The sequence below is a fragment of the Bacillus sanguinis genome, from assembly GCF_018332475.1.
Lineage (GTDB): Bacteria > Bacillota > Bacilli > Bacillales > Bacillaceae_G > Bacillus_A > Bacillus_A sanguinis.
Genome location: NZ_BOQB01000076.1, coordinates 1 through 18,090, shown reverse-complemented (window position 1 = coordinate 18,090; position 18,090 = coordinate 1). Strand labels below are relative to the sequence as shown.

Sequence of the window (18,090 nt, the reverse complement as noted above, 5' to 3'; positions counted from 1 at the left end):
TACTGTAATAAATATATATTTTGTACAGGAAGGAGAGATTCATATATGCAGGCAGTTTCACAAAAAAGCACAGTGGAAACACCGACAATATACCGAATATTATTTGCGATTAGCTTCGGTCATTTTTTAAATGATTCGATGCAAGCAGTTGTGCCCGCGTTGTTTCCTATCTTGGAAAAAACGATGAATTTATCCTATATGCAAGTAGGGTGGATTGCGTTTGCGTTAAATATGACATCATCGATTATGCAACCGGTTTTTGGTATGTATTCGGATAAGAAGCCGTCACCATTTTTATTACCGCTCGGTATGTTTTCGAGTATGCTTGGGATGATCGGACTCGCGTTTGCACCGAACTTTATTATTGTTATTATTTCTGTTTTATTTATCGGATTGGGTTCCGCAGTCTTTCATCCAGAAGGCGCCCGAGTTGCTTATATGGCAGCTGGTGCAAAACGGGGTTTAGCGCAAGCAATTTATCAAGTGGGAGGAAATACAGGAAACTCCCTAGCTCCAATTTTTACAGCGTTAATTTTTGTCCCGCTCGGCCAAATTGGTTCTTTAGGTTTTACAGCCTTTGCAGCGGTAGGGATTGTATTATTAATTTTCGTATCAAATTGGTATAGGAATGAATTAGCGACTGGCGCTGTGAGAAGAAAAAAGAGGGCTGCGCTTGAGGCGGAAAATGCGATTGTAAGTACACATATTAAATTTGTTATTTTACTTCTTGTTTTCCTTACTTTTGTACGCTCTTGGTACGGTGCTGGTATCGGGAATTTTTATCAATTTTACTTAATTGAGCATTACGGTTTATCTATAAAAAATGCCCAGTATTTCGTATTCGCATTTATGATTGCCGGTGTATTAGGAACTTTCTTTGGTGGTCCACTAGCAGATCGATTTGGAAAGAAAACAATTATTGTATTTTCAATGCTAGGTTCGGCGCCACTTGCACTTTTACTACCTCACGTTTCGCTCGCATGGGTCGTACCGTTATTTCTATGTATCGGTTTTATTAGTTCAAGTAGTTTTAGTGTAATTGTTGTATATGCGCAAGAACTTGTACCTGGAAAAGTAGGAATGGTATCTGGATTAATTGTAGGGCTTGCGTTTGGACTCGGAGCTTTAGGATCTGTAGTTCTAGGGAAATTGGCTGATATATATAGTCTACAATTCATTATGTTACTATGTAGTTGTCTACCATTAATTGGACTTACTTCATGGTTACTACCAAGTGATAAGAAAACGATAGAATAGGGGATGCGCTATGAAATTATGTGAAAACGTAACAGAATTAATAGGAGATACACCTGTTGTCCGATTATCTAAATTTATTCCAGAAGACGCAGCGGATGTGTATGTAAAACTGGAAATGTTTAATCCGTCACGCAGTGTGAAAGATCGTGCTGCCTATAACTTACTTCATGTCGCTGAGGAGAATGGTCTCATCAAACCAGGAGATACAATTATTGAACCGACAAGTGGAAATACAGGGATAGGCTTAGCGATGAACGCAGCAGCTAAAGGGTATAAAGCGATTTTAATTATGCCAGATAATATGTCAAAAGAGCGTATAAATTTATTAAAAGCATACGGCGCAGAAGTAGTTTTAACACCAGCAGAACAAAGAATGCCAGGAGCAATTGCGAAGGCATTAGAATTACAAAAGCAGATACCGAATAGTTTTATTCCGCAGCAATTTGAAAACCCGGCGAATCCAAATATTCACCGTTATACAACTGCACTTGAAATTTATGAACAAATGGATGGAGAGCTTGATGCGTTTGTAGCAACGGCAGGAACAGGTGGAACTATTACAGGGACTGGGGAAACGTTAAAAGAGAAACTACCAAACTTATATGTTGCAGTAGTAGAACCGAAAGGATCTCCCGTTTTATCAGGCGGTGTTCCAGGTCCTCATAAACTAGTAGGGACAAGTCCAGGATTTATCCCGAAAAACTTAAATACAGAAGTGTATAACGAAATTATTCAAATTGCAGACGAAGAGGCTTTAACGACAATGAGAAACTTAGCTAGACAAGAAGGTTTATTAGTTGGGCCGTCTTCCGGAGCTTCTGTTTACGCAGCAATTATGATTGCAAAACGATTAGGCGCAGGTAAAAAAGTTTTATGTATTGCACCTGATACAGGCGAACGTTATTTGAGTATGGGATTATTTGAATAAAAATGATTGAAACACCTTAATCGTGAAATTGTCACGATTAAGGTGTTTGTTTTAGGTTGTAAAGAAGGGGAGAATGACAATGAAATTATTAAAACCAATGCATGAATATAGTGGGGAAATTATAGCGTATAGACAGGCATTTTTACACTCGGGAGAACAACCACACGGCAGTAGTTCTTTACAAAATTTTGATTCTCTCGATGAATGGTTTGAAAAAGTGAGTAGACAAGAACTAGGGGGAAACTTACTGTCAAATCGAGTGCCGTCTAGCCAATATTTAAGTTTTGAAAAAGGCGAACTTATAGGTTTTGTGAATATTAGACATCGATTAAACGAAGAATTATTGCGGGAAAGTGGACATATTGGATATAGTGTACATCCGGATAAACGTCGCCAAGGTTACGCGATAAAACAATTGAAACTCGCATTAGGTGAAGCGCAAAAGCTAGGGTTGCAGAGAGTGTTAATAACGTGTGATAAAGTTAATATCGCATCGGCTAAAACGATTCAAAAGGTTGGCGGTGTGTTAGAAGATGAAGTGGTTTCTTCTCATACAGGTGAAATTGTTCAGCGTTATTGGGTAGAAATATGATGTAGTAGGAATTTGAAAAGACAATATCGAAATAGATAAATAAAAAGTAAAGATGCATTGCAATTTTAGGGGGAAATGAAGTGGGATTAAAAGAGAAAGCAATAGAAATGACGGAGATTTATAGGCAAAATCCGAAAGTGGAGGCTATCATTTTAGCGGGTTCAGTAGCTAGAAAGTTAGAAGATGAACATTCAGATATAGAATTACATATTTTATGGTCAATGCCGCCAGAGGATGACGATCGTAAGGGACCTATTAAACATATTGGTGGAACAATTTTGTCATATCATCCTTACGAGGAAGAAGAATGGTCGGAAACATATTTGACGAAAGAAGGAATTAAATTAGAGGTTAGTAACTTTTTAACAGAAACAGTAGAGAAAGTTATTTCTGATGTGGTGAATCAATATGATATAAGTTATGAAAAGCAATGTATCGTATCATCCGTTCATGACGGTGTTAGTTTGTATGGGGGAGAGAAAGTGAATGAATTAAAAGATAGAGTGGTAGCATATCCAGAAAATCTAGCGAAACGGATGATTTCAGAAAATCTTTGGTTAAGCAATCGCTGGCATAATCGAGAGGCGCTTTTAAAACGAAAAGACTGGCTTATGCTATATGATGTTATTTGTGAAGCACAAAGAAATATATTTGGAGTCTTATTTGGTTTAAACCGAATGTATGTGCATCATCCTGCCTTTAAATGGATGCCGAATAATGTGGACCGAATGAGTATTAAGCCTGAAAACTTATATGAGCGTATGGCGAATGCATTAATAGGAAAACCAGAGTATAGTGTACAGGAGTTAGAAGTGTTAATCCAAGAGGTATTACAGTTAGTAGAACACCATGCTCCAGAATTACATATTGCCGAACAGCAAAAACGTATTCAATATGCGAAGTAAGAAAGAAGGGATGTAACAATGCGTTACATCCCTTCTTTTTTTATTTAATTAATTTACCTAGTACGGGTAATCGTTGAATCTTATCACCGAGAATATGTGAAGCAAGTCCGCTCGTTAAGACGAATAAAAGGTAAACAATCCCTCCTACAGCGCCGCATGTAACAACAATGAGAAGTGATTCCATATAAGATTGTCCAGGAATTAACCATGTTAAAATTGCTTTTAATGCCATCACAACAGCAGACATTGCTGCGGAGTAAATTGTAATAAGAAATACTGTTTTTGCTGTTTCACCAATTTTAAATCTCGCAAACTTAACGATGCAGTACAACATAATAACATTGGAAACGAGGTATCCAAGAATGGTTCCAAGTACAGCACCGTGTCCGCCAAATAAATGTAAGAGCGGTGTATTTACTAAAACTTTAACGAGAATACCGACTGAGAAAGCGATCATCGTTTTTCTTTGATAATCGATTCCTTGTAATATGGCAGCTGAAACTGTGAAAATCGCACTTAATATAGCAGAAGGTGCAAATGAAATTAAATATTGTGATCCACCAAGTGCAATTTCAGGATTTACATAAACGATACGGAATGCATCGTAAGCGATGCTAGCAAGACCGAATGCAGCCGGGATGGTGAAGAATAACAATACTTGAAATATCTTTGAAATTTGTTCTTGTAATTCGTCTAGTTTCCCGCTTGTATAAGATTTTGTTATAGCCGGAATGATTGTTAGTGAGAATCCAGTTGCAAGTGAAGCTGGAATCATAATTAACTTTTGGGCATAGTTCGTTATATAAGCGAACACTGCATTCGCTGTTTCTAAAGGCTCTCCCATCGCTCTAAGGACGTCAGCTACAGTATATTGATCTACTAACGTATAGAGCGGAATTGCAATACCGACAAATACAATTGGGATTGCATATCGAAGTAATTCTATATAAATATTTTTTAACGAAATATTGGATGCCCTTGATTTTAATTCGCCTTCGGGAGGTTTTAACCTATTATACTTTTTCCAGTACATCATTAAAATAGAGACGCTGGCAAGTGCTCCGATAACAGCACCAAACGTAGCAACTGCAACAGAAGAGGCGACTGAACCACCTAATAGTTTTGAGACGATAAAACTACCAACTAAAATGAAAACTACGCGTGCAATTTGTTCTACCACTTGAGAAACAGCACTGGGTTTCATATGTTGAAATCCTTGGAAATAACCACGTGTAACACTCATAGCTGGTACGATAATAAGCGCAAAACTTAATGCTCGCATTGTAAGTGTTACATCGGCGATAAATTGCGGATCTGGTGTTTTCGAGCGAATAATAAATTGTGATATGTATGGTGCTCCAATAAATAAAATTAAAAATCCTAAAAAGCCCATAAACAGCATTAATTTTACACTAGAGTTGTATAATTTTTTGCTTGTACTATAATCACCAAGCGCATTATGCTTTGCAACAAATTTGGAAACGGCAATAGGAATACCAGCTGTTGAAAAGCTTAATAAAATACCGTACCAAGAGTATGCATATCCGTATAAAGCGACCCCTTGTGTTCCGACTAATAATTGAAAAGGGAAGAAGTATATAAAACCTAATATACGTGAAATCATTGTCGCACCGCTTAATAAAGCAGTTCCTTTTAAAACTTTTGAAGTAGACAAAATTCTTTCCTCCTACTCGTGCTGTCTTGCATTCATCGTATACTACTATAAACCTGTTAAAGAAGTTAATATAGTATGAAACATCAATATTCTAATATTATTCGTTTAAAAGTCATATTTTTCATTTTTAAATAGAATATAATACATAAAAATTCCAAATATAAGTTGACACTATTTTTAATGTATGATAAAAATGATAGTAATCAATTCGGAAAATAATATTTGGGCAATGAAAGGGTATAGTAGTGAATATCTCCCTATTTCAGAGAGCTGATGGTTGGTGCGAATCAGTATATAGATTATTCATGAAGTTCGTCCTGGAGCATCTTTCATAAATCTTACATTGTGAGGAAATGAAAGACGGTAGTTTATACCGTTATCAAATAAAGTGGTGAAGATTGTTTCACAACTAGGGTGGTACCGCGATATTTATCGTCCCTACGTATTTACGTAGGGACGTTTTTTATTTAGGTCCTAACTTTGTTGTGGCTTCATAACTAGGGTGGTACCGCGATATTTTATCGTCCCTACGTATTTACGTAGGGGCGTTTTTTATTTAGGTCCTAACTTTGTTATATCTTCATAACTAGGGTGGTACCGCGATATTTTTGTCGTCCCTACGTATTTACGTAGGGGCGTTTTTTATTATTAGGGAGGACGTGAGCGTATTAGAAAAGAGTATGGATAGAACAATATAAATACTGAATTGTAACAAAGAAAAAGAGACAGAGAGGAGATTAACAGATGAATTCACAGCAATGGACTTCGAAATTAGGTTTCGTATTAGCGGCAGCGGGTTCTGCAATTGGACTAGGGGCGATTTGGAAATTCCCGTATATGGCTGGTATCGGAGGAGGCGGGGCGTTCTTCCTTATTTTCATCGGTTTCACATTATTAATTGGTTTACCGCTATTATTAGCTGAATTCGTTATCGGAAGAAGTACACAAAAAGAGGCTGTTGATGCGTATAGAGAAATCGCGCCAAAAACATTATGGCCATGGTTAGGAAAATTGGGGATTGTAACTTGTTTCATATTACTTTCTTTCTACAGCGTTGTAGGGGGATGGATTATATTATATTTATGGAATGCAATTACAGGTAGACTATGGGAAGGAAATGGAGCGTACGAAGCTACGTTTGGTGAAATCATTTCCAATCCTTATTTAGCAGTAGGAGCACAGTTATTATTCATTCTTATTACTATCTTCATCGTAAGTAAAGGCGTACAAAATGGTGTTGAAAAAGTAAATAAATATTTCATGCCAGCGCTATTCGTTTTATTCTTTGTATTAATTGTTCGTGCACTTACATTAGACGGTGCGGGAGAAGGGGTTCGTTTCTTCTTACAACCTGATTTCTCACATGTAACATCAGAAGTAATTTTATATGCGATGGGTCAATCGTTCTTCTCATTATCGGTCGGTGTAGCAGTAATGGTAACGTATAGTTCATACTTACCGAAGGAAGAAAGTTTACCGCGTTCAGCATTTTCAATCGTTGGTTTAACACTTGTCATTACATTACTTGCAGGACTTGCAATTTTCCCAGTTGTATTCGCATTTGGATTAGAACCATCTCAAGGACCAGGACTATTATTTATCGTATTACCTGCTATTTTCAGTAAAATGGCGTTCGGAAAAGTGTTCTTCGTTATTTTCTTATTGCTGTTCTTCTTCGCAACGATTACATCGGCTATTTCTATGCTAGAAATTAGTGTTGCGTCGTTAACATCAAAAGGTAAAGGGAAACGCGAAAAAATGGCCTTAATCGTAGGGTTATTAATCTTCGTTGTTGGGGTACCATCAGCATTATCATTTGGTATATTAGGTGATTTGAAAATTTTCGGAAAGACAGTCTTTGATTTAGCGGATTATGCAGTTAGTAACGTACTAATGCCACTTGGTGTTTTATTAGTTTCCATCTTTGTTCCTTTAAAAATGAAGAAAGATGTATTAATGAAAGAGCTTGGTGTAAGTAAAAATAAAGGCTATAAATTATTCGTATTATGGTTATTCTTACTTCGCTTTATCGCACCAATTGCGATAATTATCGTATTCTTAAATGTACTTGGCATTATTTAATAAAGAAAGGTAGCGCATCGCTCTATGATGCGCTACCTTTTTATTTTGCTCTTTTTTGCAATTCGTTTACTGTTACGAACTGATATCCCTTTTTAGATAAAGAATCTAAAATACCTTCGATAGTCTGTAAATTTTCATTAGACTCATCATACATAGGGTGCAGTAAAATGATAGAGCCTGGTTGTACATTTTCATTAACATAGTCAATTTTATCAGCCGCAGATTTATAAAAAGTATCAGGCTCAAGATCCCATGTGATTGTTTCGATATTATTTTTATTTAAATAATATGGTAGTCCAATTAATTTCTTTCCATTAGGTGGTCTAAAATCAATTTCGTCTGTAAATCCTGTTTGGCGGATTAATGCATTCGTTTTTTCTATTTCATCTTGAATAAAAGAAGGTGTTTTAAAAACCATTCTGTTATGAGAATACGTATGATTTCCAAGTTGGTGTCCAGATTGTACGATAGCTTCTCCTAACGATAGATTTTTCTCTAATTCATTTCCAATTAAAAAGAAAGTAGCTTTCGCATTGTATGTATCTAGTAGCGGTAATATTTGTTTTACATTGTTAGTAGGACCATCATCAAAAGTTAAAGCAATCAATTTTTCATTTGTTTCTACTCGGTTTGTTAAATCTCCAAACAATTGAAAATTTCTTGCATTCATCAATTTGTATGTTCCAAATAATGCTACAGTAATAATAAATAATGTAACGATTGTAATGATTATTTTCTTTTTCATAAAGTAACCTCACTATATTTTTGGATTGGACTAAAAAGTATTATATCAAACTAAGTAATTTCATGCTTTAAAAAAGGATGTGGATGCAAGGGGAAGGAATTTATCATATAATAAAATGCAAAAGGTATATTAGGAGGTGTTTATATGGCGATTATAATTCAATTGCCGGACACTGCAGCGTCTCATGCAAAGCCAAGTATGGAAATGGCGATACTTTGCGTGAGGTAGACAAGTAATATACAATTCATCGCCAAAATGAGCTCGAATCATTTTTTATATTTGGCTTTGCACCTTATTGAAATGAATCATAAAAAATAAGGGGCGAGCAGAAATGAAATACGTAAAAGCTAAGACCGTTTTACCGGACAGTTTAATTGCTGAAATTCAAAAGTATATACAAGGTGAAACAATTTACATTCCAAAACAAGAAACAAAACATTATAAATGGGGTACACGATCTGGAGGAAGAAAACAACTAGATGAAAGAAATAAAGCCATTAAAGAAGCGTTTAAAAGTGGGATTACTGTTCATCAACTTGCAGAGGAGTATTTTCTTTCCGGAGAAACGATTAAAAAGATTGTGTATTCTAAATGAAAGCAAAAGAGTCTCGTTCAAATATTATTTTGAACGAGACTCTTTTTGCTTTGTATATATTGGATATATAGGGAGTGAATGGGCATCATAATAGAAAAAATGAATCGCAATTGTATCGTATAGAAATGTGAATGAATAGGAATAAAAACGTCATATTTCATATTACAGAAAGGTGAACACATATGAATCATCTTGGACAAATAACGATAGAACTTTTTGTTGGTTTTTTTGTTTTATTAATTGCTACTAAAATATTAGGGAAAACACAAATATCGCAGCTAACACCTTTTGATTTTATTTCTGCCATTGTAATCGGAGAACTAGTTGGAAACACTGTATATGATCCTGAGGTGAGAGTATGGTCTATTTTATACGCTGTTTTTGTATGGGTAATTTTAATTTACGCAATAGAAGTAATAACACAAAAATTTAGAAGGACAAGAAAGTTCTTTGAAGGATACCCTTCTATTATCATTCGTAATGGGCATATTGACAGAGATCAATTAAAATCGAATCATTTGGATATTAACCAATTACAACAAATGCTTAGGCAACAAAAAGATATTTTTTCAATTCGAGAAGTTGAATATATGATATTGGAACCTAACGGAAACATAAGTGTATTGAAAAAAAGTAAATATGAATCTCCCACTATAAATGATTTAAGTTTAAAACATAAGCCTGTATACTTACCAATTTCATTAATTAGCGACGGGAAAGTAGTTAAGGATAATTTGAGGGAAGCAGGTTTTGATGAAGGATGGCTGTATAAACAAATAAAGAAAAAAGGGATTACTAAATTTGAAGACGTATTATACGCAGAATGGAAAACAGACGATGGTTTCTTTTGTCAGGAAATGAAGCGGTAGAACATAATCGGAATATGTAATATTCGTTTCTAAGTTATCTTTTACATATCAAAAAGCTGAATCTTTGTATACAATAAAACTAGATCAACAATTTGTATGGAGTGATAAAGATGGAAGCTTTTATTAGAAGTGATCAATACAATTTTATAAAATCACAAGCTTATATTTTAGCAAATGGGCACGCAACGGCAAATGATAGAGGTGTAATTCAAGCGTTAAAATCACTAGCGATTGAAAAGATAATACATGTATTTGAGAATTTAACGGATGAACAGAAAGAGTTAATTGATACGGTATTAACAGTTCAAAATAGAGAAGATGCAGAATCGTTTTTACTGAAAATAAATCCGTATGTCATTCCGTTTCAGGAAGTTACAGCGCAAACATTAAAAAAATTATTTCCTAAAGCGAAAAAGTTGAAACTTCCTGATATGGAAGAAATGGATATGAAAGAATTATCTTATTTAAGCTGGATTGATAAAGGGTCAAGCAGGAAATTTATTATAGCGAAAAATGATAAAAATAAGTTTGTTGGCCTGCAAGGAACATTCCAAAGTTTAAATAAAAAGAGCATTTGTTCATTATGTCATGGACATGAAGAAGTAGGAATGTTTTTAGTTGAAATTAAAGGTGATATACAAGGAACTTTCGTGAAAAAGGGGAACTATATTTGTAAAGACGGTGTAGCTTGTAATCAGAATATGAAATCACTTGATAAATTACAGGATTTTATTGAGAGATTGAAGAAATAAAATGGAAGACCTCTAGTGCTTAAACTGGAGGTCTTTTATTTTAAAAATGGTACTAGATTTCCTTTTTGAAAGATATAATTTATAAAGAAAGCATAGGAGAGCTGAAGAAATGCTTAAAAAGTTTTTGCTTTCTTTACCGGATGTTTTACTTGTATGCGTTGTTCTCTACATAACATACACAACTACTTTTAGTTTTGGACAGATGTTAGTAATTTCAATTGCAATCGGAATTATTGGTGGTCTTGTTATAAGAATTTGTACGGATGTATTCACGTATATAAGGTGGACAATTAAACAGAGGAAATCTTGAATATGTTGTATTGCTATTAGGAGGAGAGGAAATGAATAAGAAAAAGAGTAGAGTGAAAAATGAAATCGCACTTTGGACATTGACAGCGGTTGTTCTCATCATTGCATGGTACTTTTTTCAAAGATAAAAGTGCATCGTACTTAAAAGGTACGATGCACTTTTATTATTTTTTTTGCCAATTTTCTTTTATAAAGTCTTCACGGCCAGATTCTTTTTGCTCAGTAGCATATTTTTCTGGGTTCTTTTTATAGAAGTGTTGATGGTATTCTTCAGCCTCATAAAAAGGTGCAGCCGGGCGAATTTCAGTTACGATTGGTTCTTTAAACATACCGCTTTCTGCAAGAGTTTGTTTTGATTTTTCAGCAAGCTCTTTTTGCGTTTCGTTATGATAAAAAATAGCAGTGCGATAAGAGGGGCCACGGTCAAAGAATTGTCCGCCATCATCAGTTGGATCGATTTGTGGCCAATATAAATTTAGTAATTTTTCGTATGGAAAAATAGAAGGATCGAATGTAATTTGTACAACTTCTAAATGACCAGATGTACCAGCTTTTACTTGTTCATATGTTGGGTTTTCTATATGACCACCTGCATAGCCAGAAAGTACTTTATGAATACCAGGAAGTTCATCAAATGGCTTTACCATGCACCAAAAGCAACCGCCTGCGAAGGTTGCGAGTTCGTATGTTTTTTCGGACATTGCTGTAATCCTCCTAAATATATATGTTTTATATAGTATTATACAAAAAGTTTTGTTGCGCAATAAAAAAGATTTAGAAGTGCAGGAAAAATTGAAATATATTTCTTTATAAAGTCTTTAAAATTCCTTCAAAGTTTCTTTTTTTCTGCGTGTTAATATGTAAACCGAAGTGAATATGTGAGGTGATAAGTAATGAATCCACGTATGAAAATTAATAGTTTACAACTAATAATGAAAGAGAGACTACTATGAAAAAGGAATTTATACAAAGCGATTTCAGAAATATATTGATTGCGGCATGCTTACTATTAGGGTTAGTTATTTTCGGATATTTTTTAATGAATAATTATCCAGGTACAAATGAAAAAAAGAAGTTAGCAGATGCAACATCTACTTCCGAATCAATTACATCTCTTTCTAATACAGATGCTAAAGAAAGGGTTACAAAAACTTTTAATATTACGGCGAAAGTAGCAAGTGTAGATTTAGGAAATGGGAAAAAGGTAGATGCATGGACCTTTGATGGAACATCACCGGGTACTGAAATTCGAGTTAAACAAGGTGAACGTATTGTTGTAAATTTGAAAAATGAATTGCCAGAACCAGTTACAATCCATTGGCACGGATTAGATGTTCCTGCGGCGGTAGACGGTGTTCCAGGTGTTACGCAAAATGCTATAAAACCAGGTGAAACATATACATATGCATTTAATGCTGATCAGGTGGGGACATATTGGTATCATTCACATCAAAAGAGTGCAAAACAAACGGAGCGGGGACTATTTGGAACCATTGTTATTGAACCGAATAAAGCAGTTGTAAAATATGAAAAGGATTATACAGTGGCAATCCATGAATGGAAAACAGGAGCCATAAAAACCGGTAAGCATAATGGCGAACAAGATAAAGATTGGGATAGCTATCCTAGCAATCATATTCGAAATGAAAAGGCGCAAACTTTAGAAGGACCGTTAATGATGCCAAGTAATGATCAACTTAAAGATTTATCTGATGGAGATGATTACGATGTATTTACACTAAACAATACAAGTGAGGGACTACGATTGGATGCAAAACCAGGTGAAACAGTACGCCTTCGCTTAATTAATGCTGGGAATAATACGCATTTAATGACATTAGTTGGGGCGCCATTTCAAATTATCGCATTAGATGGTCGTGATATAAAAGGTGGGGACGAGCTAGATAAAGCAATTCTTCCGATGGGAGCTGCACAACGTTATGACCTTGTTTTTAAAATGCCAGAAACAACGAGTGTAAAACTTATTAATGTGGATCCATCTAAGAAAATGAATCGAATGTTAACAGCGACTATTGGGAACGGTTCTTTGCCGAAAAAACCTATTGATATAAAGAGTTATCCATGGTTTGACTTTACGAAATATGGAGAAAAAGAAGTTGGCAAGTTTACGATAGATTCAAAGTTTACAAAGGTCTACGATATGGATTTGGCAGAAGGCGTGAAAGATGTAAATGGACAAGAAAAATGGGTGTATACGATTAATGGAAAGACATCACCTGATATTCCACCTATTAAAGTAGAGAAAGGAGATAAAGTTAAGATTCGCTTTAAAAATAAGGGAGAAGAAATTCATCCAATGCATTTGCATGGACATACATTCCAGGTTATTTCTAAAAAGGGTAAACCAATGGAGGGAAGTCCGATTTATTTAGATACAGTTAATGTTTTTCCGGGAGAAGAATATGAAATTGCTTTAGAGGCAAATAATAGTGGACTATGGATGGTTCATTGTCATCATCTCGTTCATGCGGAAAAAGGAATGCATACGATGATGAATTATGAGGGGGTAACTACTCCATTTTCTACCGGAGATCACTCAGGTAATCATCCAGAATAATAATACGGAGGTTTTCATGCTTTATAGAATGATAGTATTTATTGTAACAAGTGTAAGTATATTTTTATTTTCTCATAGTAGTGTATTTGCTCATACAAGTGTTGTAGGAACCACCCCTAAAGAGGGGGAGGTTCTTACAGTACAACCAGAACAGATTATTCTTGAATTTAGTGAACCAGTTACAGGAAATGTAGTCAATATTGAACTGCTAGATCAAAGTGCAAAGAGAGTGCAAGTATCAAAGGTTGAAATGTTAGATGAACCAACAAAAATAAAAGTGAAAATACCAAATTTAAATAATGGTACTTACACAGTAAAGTGGTCTATGATATCTGCAGACGGACATCCGAGTGAAGGAGGCTATACCTTTTCAATTGGAGAAGGAGTACAAACAAATACTGTGGTAGAGGGGAATGCGAGTGCGAGAAGCTCAGTATTTTCAGAAGTTATGATAGTAACCCTCCGCTATATTGTAGAAGGATTGATTTTAATTGGAGCAGGGGTAAAATGGCTCGATATGTTTGTAAAACGTTATAGATTACCTTCCATATTGCAAAGAATGAAGAATATGAAAAAGATTTTCTTCTCTATACTTGTAGTAGGATTAATAGCCGAATTAATAGTATATAAGTCAATTATTCCGAAAGGAAGTTTACTTATTCATTCGCCATTTTCAGTTATTATTATGATTCAACTGCTATTATTAGTTCTTATGTCTTTGCAGCATATGGAGAACGAATGGTATGCGCTAATTTGGGGATTTCTTGTTGCGAGTTTTTCTTTCACAGGTCATGTATGGATTACGAATCCAAATTGGGCAGCAGTTATAATTAGAATGATCCATGTGATGAGTATTGCAGTGTGGCTAGGAGCACTTATTTATTTAGCTCTTGTTATAGCGTGGACAACATTATACAAAATTACATTTGATCAAAAGCGTTTTCGTAAACATTTTAGTATTATTGCTGGTACTTCATTTATTCTAGCGTTTCTTTCTGGGGAATTAATTGTGTTTTTACAGACGAGGAATTGGGTATTTTTTAATTTCAATTCAATATGGACGAACCTTTTAAATATAAAGATTTTTACTGTATGTATAATTACAATTGTAGCATGGAGACAAACGAAAATATGGGGTAACGATATGGGAACAGTTAATCGCCGTTTATTGCTCTTAGAAATTGTTCTAGCTATACTCGTATTATTAGCTGGTATTTGGATGAGTCAAGTTTCATTTCCGGTGAGTTCTGTAACGAGCTAAAATTATAATGGTCATAGGAGTTCTGTAATGTCAATCCGTATTAGATTGCTGTTGTCGTATATTGCGATGGTAATTATTCCAATCGTTTTTTGTGGGATAACAGTTATGTTAATTAGTGTTACTTTATTTGGTGATATTCGTATTGCGAAAGCGATCATTGGTCTTAATCAAAATAGTCATTCTCTCATTGATAAAGATCAGGAGGGAGCTATTCGTACAAAAGAAGATGAAGATGATATTTTTAGTAGGTTGAAAATTCTTTCCTCGTATGCCCCAGATAAATTGGAGGATATAAACTTTTTAAAGGCAACTGATAAAGAATTAAACGATAATCAAGCAGGATTACTAATTCGAAAAAATGACGAACTTACATATTCATCTCCATACTTTAAAATCTCTTCGTTTGATAAGTACTTACCTGCATTTGAAACGGAAGGGCAAAGAAAAGGAATGGATGTGAAAATAGAGGGTAATTCTTTTTACTATAAGCAGTTTGATTACTACGATGCAGAGAAGGATAAGGTTAGTATTTTTGTATTTGAGCATGTAAATCCTTTAGAAGAAATGATTAGAGAATTTTTTCCGTATTTCGTAGTCTCTTTAATACTAGGGTTAATTATTACGAATGGAATATTAACATATTTTATATCACGGAGTATTATTAAACCATTGCATTCATTAAAGCAGGCAACGGAAAGAATTCAAAAGGGTGATTTAAATTTTCAAGTAAAGCCACTTGCGAAAGATGAAATAGGTGAATTAAGTTTATCGTTTGAAGAGATGCGTGGTAGGTTAAAAGAATCCGTCGAGTTGCAAATGCAATATGAAAAAAATCGCAAAGAGTTGCTTTCAAATATTTCTCATGATTTACGGACGCCAATTACGGCTATTAAAGGTTATGTACAAGGCATTAAAGAAGGTATCGCTCGAACTCCGGAACAATTAGATAAATATTTAACGATTATTTATCATAAAGTGTTCGATATGGATCAATTAATTGACGAGCTTTTTCTCTTTTCAAAACTTGATCTGAAAGAGGAACCGTTTCAATTTGAAGAGATTGAAATTAACCAATACTTATCTGATTGTATAGAAGAACTACAGCTTGAATTGCAAGATAAGGGAATTACAGTCAGATGGGATGCTCAAAAGGATACTTCAATTTTGGTAAAAGGTGATCGTGAAAAATTACGTCGTGTTATTACAAATATCATTTGGAATAGTGTGAAGTATATGGATAAAGAAGAAGGATATATTGGAATTCGTATGACTGAATCTACTGATTATGTAACGATTTACATAAAAGATAATGGGATAGGAATAGAAGAGAAAGCATTACCTCATATATTTGAAAGGTTTTATCGTGCAGATCATTCTAGAAATTCTAAAACGGGTGGAAGTGGGCTTGGTTTGTCAATTGCACATCAGATTATCACACAACATGGTGGTGAAATTTGGGTAGAAAGCAGAAAAGGTAAAGGAACGACACTTGCATTTACATTACAAAAAATCAATTAGAAAAAGGAGAGCATCTTGAAAAGAATTTTAATTATTGAGGATGAAGTTATTATAGCAGAGTTAGAAAAGGATTATTTAGAGGTTGCTGGGTATACAGTAGATATTGATTACTCTGGCGAAACAGGTTTACAAAGAGTTCTTCTGGAGGATTATGACTTGTTAATTTTAGACATAATGTTACCAGGAATAGATGGATATGAAATTTGTAAACAAGTTCGATTGAAAAAGGACATACCAATACTTATGGTGTCCGCAAAACAAGAGGAAATCGATAAAATTAAAGGGTTAGGTTTTGGAGCAGACGATTATATTATAAAACCGTTTAGCCCGAGTGAAATGGTGGCACGTGTAAATGCTCATTTAGCTCGATATGATCGTTTAACAGGAAAACGAGAACAAATAAAAGATGAAATTCGTATTCGAGGATTGCTTATTGATAAATCGGCTAGGCGTGTATTTGTAAATGGAACTGAGGTCATGTTAACAGGAAAAGAGTTTGATTTATTAACTTGTATGGCAGAACATCCAAATCAAGTATTTAGTAAAGATCGTCTCTTTGAAACTGTATGGGGGATGGATGTAATTGGTGATGCAGCAACGGTTGCTGTACATGTGAAAAATATTCGTCAAAAAATTGAACTCGATCCATTCGATAAATCATACATCGAAACAATTTGGGGAGTAGGATATCGTTTTACACAGTGAAAAAGGCCAGCAAAAATGCTGGCTTTTTTTGCGTAATAAGTAGATTAAGAAATTACAAACAAGATCCTCCGCTAACATCAATTAATTGTCCAGTAACCCAGCGGCTGTCTGGAGAAGCGAGAAATGCCGCGGTATCGGCAATATCTTCTACTTCACCTAAGCGATTAAAAGCGGAGATGGTAGTAGCGTACTGTTTCATCATTGGGTCGCTCAAGAGTTCCGCATTCATATCTGTTTTAATAAATCCAGGAAGTATTGCATTCACTGTTATTCCTCGTGTTCCGAGCTGTTTTGCTAGCGTGAAAGTCATTGTATTAATAGCACCTTTCGTCATACTATATGCAACGAAATCAGGTAAAGAAATGCGTGTGGCAGCGGATGAAATATTAATAATTCGGCTATTGTCACGTAAACGAGATAGAGCTTGTTGGATGATAAAGAATGGTGCTTTTGCATTTACTGAAACCATTCTATCAAAAAATTCTTCAGTCGTTTCTTCAATAAAAGCACCAGGACCAATTCCAGCGTTGTTTATTAAAATATCAAATTTAGTACCACCAGTTCTTTTTTGTAATTCGTTATCTAAAGAACTATAAAGGGCTTCTACACCATGTAAAGATTCAAGGTTTGCACCGATGGAAAAAGCTGATCCACCATTTGACTGGATTTCATAAACGGTTTCTTCAGCATCTTCTTTTCGATTACCGTAATGAATAGCAACTAATGCACCGTCGTTTGCTAAACGTTTTGCAATAGCACGTCCAATTCCTCGGCTTGCCCCTGTAACTAATGCTACTTTTCCTTTTAACATAGTTTTCTCATCTCCTCATAAATTTTAAATGTTTTTAAGTTGTTTTTTTATGTAGTAATGCGGACATACTTAAGTAATATATGAGTATGTGTAAGAAGTTCATTCCTGTTTTGTTTTGAGAAAAAATAAATAGACTTCTCATGAATTGATTGAATTTTATTTTTTTTTTTTGGAAAAACATGTTGACAATGAAAAGAACAACGTCCTATAATACGTTTAACAAATAAAAGTTAATTGAGAATTTTCTAACTTTATATATTACATATGCAAAGAAGAGGAAAGTAGATAATTATGATCGTTTCAGAGAGCTACTCCTAGGCTGTGAGAGTAGTAACAATCAGATTATTGAAGATCACCTCGGAGCATCGCTTGCGAAAGGGAAACTGAGTAGAGGGCGGCGGCATCGTCTCCGGTAAAAGGACGGGGGTCTAATTGGACCTACAGAGCTTATATTTCGTGAGAAGTATAAGGAAGCTGAGTGGTAACGCGAAACTCTCGCCTCAGCAAT

General features: G+C 34.9%; 17 protein-coding genes and 2 other annotated features. Of the genes, 13 read left to right on the top strand and 4 right to left on the bottom strand.

Annotated features, from left to right (window positions below; translation table 11 throughout):
* The first annotated feature begins 45 nt into the window (after positions 1-45).
* The 4 genes from KI369_RS10295 to KI369_RS10280 all read left to right on the top strand — a co-directional run bounded on the left by KI369_RS10295 (position 46) and on the right by KI369_RS10280 (position 3,682).
* Positions 46-1,257: an MFS transporter gene (locus tag KI369_RS10295; RefSeq protein ID WP_001149437.1), complete on the top strand. Its 1,212-nt coding sequence runs from the start codon at positions 46-48 to the stop codon at positions 1,255-1,257.
* 10 nt (positions 1,258-1,267) lie between these two features.
* Positions 1,268-2,185, top strand: coding sequence for a cysteine synthase A (gene cysK, locus KI369_RS10290; RefSeq protein WP_000762275.1), 918 nt, complete (start codon positions 1,268-1,270; stop codon positions 2,183-2,185).
* A 79-nt stretch (positions 2,186-2,264) separates the two neighbouring features.
* On the top strand, positions 2,265-2,777 hold the full coding sequence (locus KI369_RS10285; RefSeq protein ID WP_212955876.1) for a GNAT family N-acetyltransferase: 513 nt from the start codon (positions 2,265-2,267) through the stop codon (positions 2,775-2,777).
* A gap of 80 nt (positions 2,778-2,857) precedes the next feature.
* A complete protein-coding gene (locus tag KI369_RS10280) occupies positions 2,858-3,682 on the top strand; it encodes a DUF4037 domain-containing protein (protein ID WP_212955875.1) in 825 nt (274 codons plus the stop codon).
* A 40-nt stretch (positions 3,683-3,722) separates the two neighbouring features.
* Here the strand turns inward: KI369_RS10280 and KI369_RS10275 are convergent, their stop codons facing one another.
* Positions 3,723-5,357, bottom strand: coding sequence for a putative polysaccharide biosynthesis protein (locus tag KI369_RS10275; RefSeq protein WP_212955874.1), 1,635 nt, complete (start codon positions 5,355-5,357; stop codon positions 3,723-3,725).
* A 220-nt stretch (positions 5,358-5,577) separates the two neighbouring features.
* Positions 5,578-5,800 (top strand) — a binding site (T-box leader).
* A gap of 301 nt (positions 5,801-6,101) precedes the next feature.
* Here KI369_RS10275 and KI369_RS10270 point away from each other — a divergent pair.
* Positions 6,102-7,439, top strand: coding sequence for a sodium-dependent transporter (locus KI369_RS10270; protein WP_212955873.1), 1,338 nt, complete (start codon positions 6,102-6,104; stop codon positions 7,437-7,439).
* A gap of 40 nt (positions 7,440-7,479) precedes the next feature.
* Here KI369_RS10270 and KI369_RS10265 read toward each other — a convergent pair whose 3' ends face one another.
* Complete coding sequence (locus KI369_RS10265; RefSeq protein WP_212955872.1) at positions 7,480-8,184, bottom strand: polysaccharide deacetylase family protein; 705 nt, start codon at positions 8,182-8,184, stop codon at positions 7,480-7,482.
* Positions 8,185-8,515: 331 nt separating this feature from the next.
* Between KI369_RS10265 and KI369_RS10260 the strand changes: the two genes are divergently transcribed.
* From KI369_RS10260 to KI369_RS10245, 4 genes are all read left to right on the top strand, one after another.
* A complete protein-coding gene (locus tag KI369_RS10260) occupies positions 8,516-8,779 on the top strand; it encodes a CD3324 family protein (protein ID WP_212955871.1) in 264 nt (87 codons plus the stop codon).
* Between the two features lie 182 nt (positions 8,780-8,961).
* On the top strand, positions 8,962-9,648 hold the full coding sequence (locus KI369_RS10255) for a DUF421 domain-containing protein (protein WP_212955870.1): 687 nt from the start codon (positions 8,962-8,964) through the stop codon (positions 9,646-9,648).
* 110 nt (positions 9,649-9,758) lie between these two features.
* Positions 9,759-10,400 carry a FusB/FusC family EF-G-binding protein gene (locus KI369_RS10250; RefSeq protein ID WP_212955869.1) on the top strand — a complete coding sequence of 214 codons (642 nt, stop codon included), beginning with the start codon at positions 9,759-9,761 and terminating at the stop codon, positions 10,398-10,400.
* Between the two features lie 109 nt (positions 10,401-10,509).
* The gene (locus KI369_RS10245; RefSeq protein WP_078420551.1) at positions 10,510-10,710 is read left to right on the top strand and encodes a hypothetical protein; all 201 of its coding nucleotides are present in this window, start codon (positions 10,510-10,512) and stop codon (positions 10,708-10,710) included.
* A gap of 163 nt (positions 10,711-10,873) precedes the next feature.
* On the opposite strand, the gene msrA is transcribed toward KI369_RS10245, so the two are convergent.
* Positions 10,874-11,410, bottom strand: a complete 537-nt coding sequence (msrA, locus tag KI369_RS10240) for a peptide-methionine (S)-S-oxide reductase MsrA (protein ID WP_212955868.1) — start codon at positions 11,408-11,410, stop codon at positions 10,874-10,876.
* A 248-nt stretch (positions 11,411-11,658) separates the two neighbouring features.
* On the opposite strand from msrA, the gene KI369_RS10235 reads away from it, so the two are divergent.
* The 4 genes from KI369_RS10235 to KI369_RS10220 are packed head-to-tail and all read left to right on the top strand — an operon-like array spanning position 11,659 to position 16,771.
* On the top strand, positions 11,659-13,287 hold the full coding sequence (locus KI369_RS10235) for a multicopper oxidase family protein (protein ID WP_212955867.1): 1,629 nt from the start codon (positions 11,659-11,661) through the stop codon (positions 13,285-13,287).
* 16 nt (positions 13,288-13,303) lie between these two features.
* Complete coding sequence (locus KI369_RS10230; RefSeq protein ID WP_212955866.1) at positions 13,304-14,548, top strand: copper resistance CopC/CopD family protein; 1,245 nt, start codon at positions 13,304-13,306, stop codon at positions 14,546-14,548.
* A 27-nt stretch (positions 14,549-14,575) separates the two neighbouring features.
* Entirely contained in the window at positions 14,576-16,066 is a 1,491-nt protein-coding gene (locus tag KI369_RS10225) for a sensor histidine kinase (RefSeq protein WP_212955865.1), read from the top strand.
* A gap of 15 nt (positions 16,067-16,081) precedes the next feature.
* Entirely contained in the window at positions 16,082-16,771 is a 690-nt protein-coding gene (locus KI369_RS10220; RefSeq protein WP_212955864.1) for a response regulator transcription factor, read from the top strand.
* Positions 16,772-16,823: 52 nt separating this feature from the next.
* Here the strand turns inward: KI369_RS10220 and KI369_RS10215 are convergent, their stop codons facing one another.
* Complete coding sequence (locus KI369_RS10215) at positions 16,824-17,582, bottom strand: SDR family oxidoreductase (RefSeq protein WP_212955863.1); 759 nt, start codon at positions 17,580-17,582, stop codon at positions 16,824-16,826.
* 260 nt (positions 17,583-17,842) lie between these two features.
* Positions 17,843-18,088: a binding site (T-box leader), on the top strand.
* Positions 18,089-18,090 lie beyond the last annotated feature (2 nt).

What these genes read in the sequence shown, in the direction of transcription:
- KI369_RS10295 (WP_001149437.1), top strand. Translation starts at nt 46, where the DNA reads ATGCAGGCAGTTTCACAAAAAAGCACAGTGGAAACACCGACAATATAC.
- cysK (WP_000762275.1), top strand. Translation starts at nt 1,268, where the DNA reads ATGAAATTATGTGAAAACGTAACAGAATTAATAGGAGATACACCTGTT.
- KI369_RS10285 (WP_212955876.1), top strand. Translation starts at nt 2,265, where the DNA reads ATGAAATTATTAAAACCAATGCATGAATATAGTGGGGAAATTATAGCG.
- KI369_RS10270 (WP_212955873.1), top strand. Translation starts at nt 6,102, where the DNA reads ATGAATTCACAGCAATGGACTTCGAAATTAGGTTTCGTATTAGCGGCA.
- KI369_RS10265 (WP_212955872.1), bottom strand. Translation starts at nt 8,184, where the DNA reads ATGAAAAAGAAAATAATCATTACAATCGTTACATTATTTATTATTACT.
- KI369_RS10260 (WP_212955871.1), top strand. Translation starts at nt 8,516, where the DNA reads ATGAAATACGTAAAAGCTAAGACCGTTTTACCGGACAGTTTAATTGCT.
- KI369_RS10255 (WP_212955870.1), top strand. Translation starts at nt 8,962, where the DNA reads ATGAATCATCTTGGACAAATAACGATAGAACTTTTTGTTGGTTTTTTT.
- KI369_RS10250 (WP_212955869.1), top strand. Translation starts at nt 9,759, where the DNA reads ATGGAAGCTTTTATTAGAAGTGATCAATACAATTTTATAAAATCACAA.
- KI369_RS10245 (WP_078420551.1), top strand. Translation starts at nt 10,510, where the DNA reads ATGCTTAAAAAGTTTTTGCTTTCTTTACCGGATGTTTTACTTGTATGC.
- msrA (WP_212955868.1), bottom strand. Translation starts at nt 11,410, where the DNA reads ATGTCCGAAAAAACATACGAACTCGCAACCTTCGCAGGCGGTTGCTTT.
- KI369_RS10235 (WP_212955867.1), top strand. Translation starts at nt 11,659, where the DNA reads ATGAAAAAGGAATTTATACAAAGCGATTTCAGAAATATATTGATTGCG.
- KI369_RS10230 (WP_212955866.1), top strand. Translation starts at nt 13,304, where the DNA reads ATGCTTTATAGAATGATAGTATTTATTGTAACAAGTGTAAGTATATTT.
- KI369_RS10225 (WP_212955865.1), top strand. Translation starts at nt 14,576, where the DNA reads ATGTCAATCCGTATTAGATTGCTGTTGTCGTATATTGCGATGGTAATT.
- KI369_RS10215 (WP_212955863.1), bottom strand. Translation starts at nt 17,582, where the DNA reads ATGTTAAAAGGAAAAGTAGCATTAGTTACAGGGGCAAGCCGAGGAATT.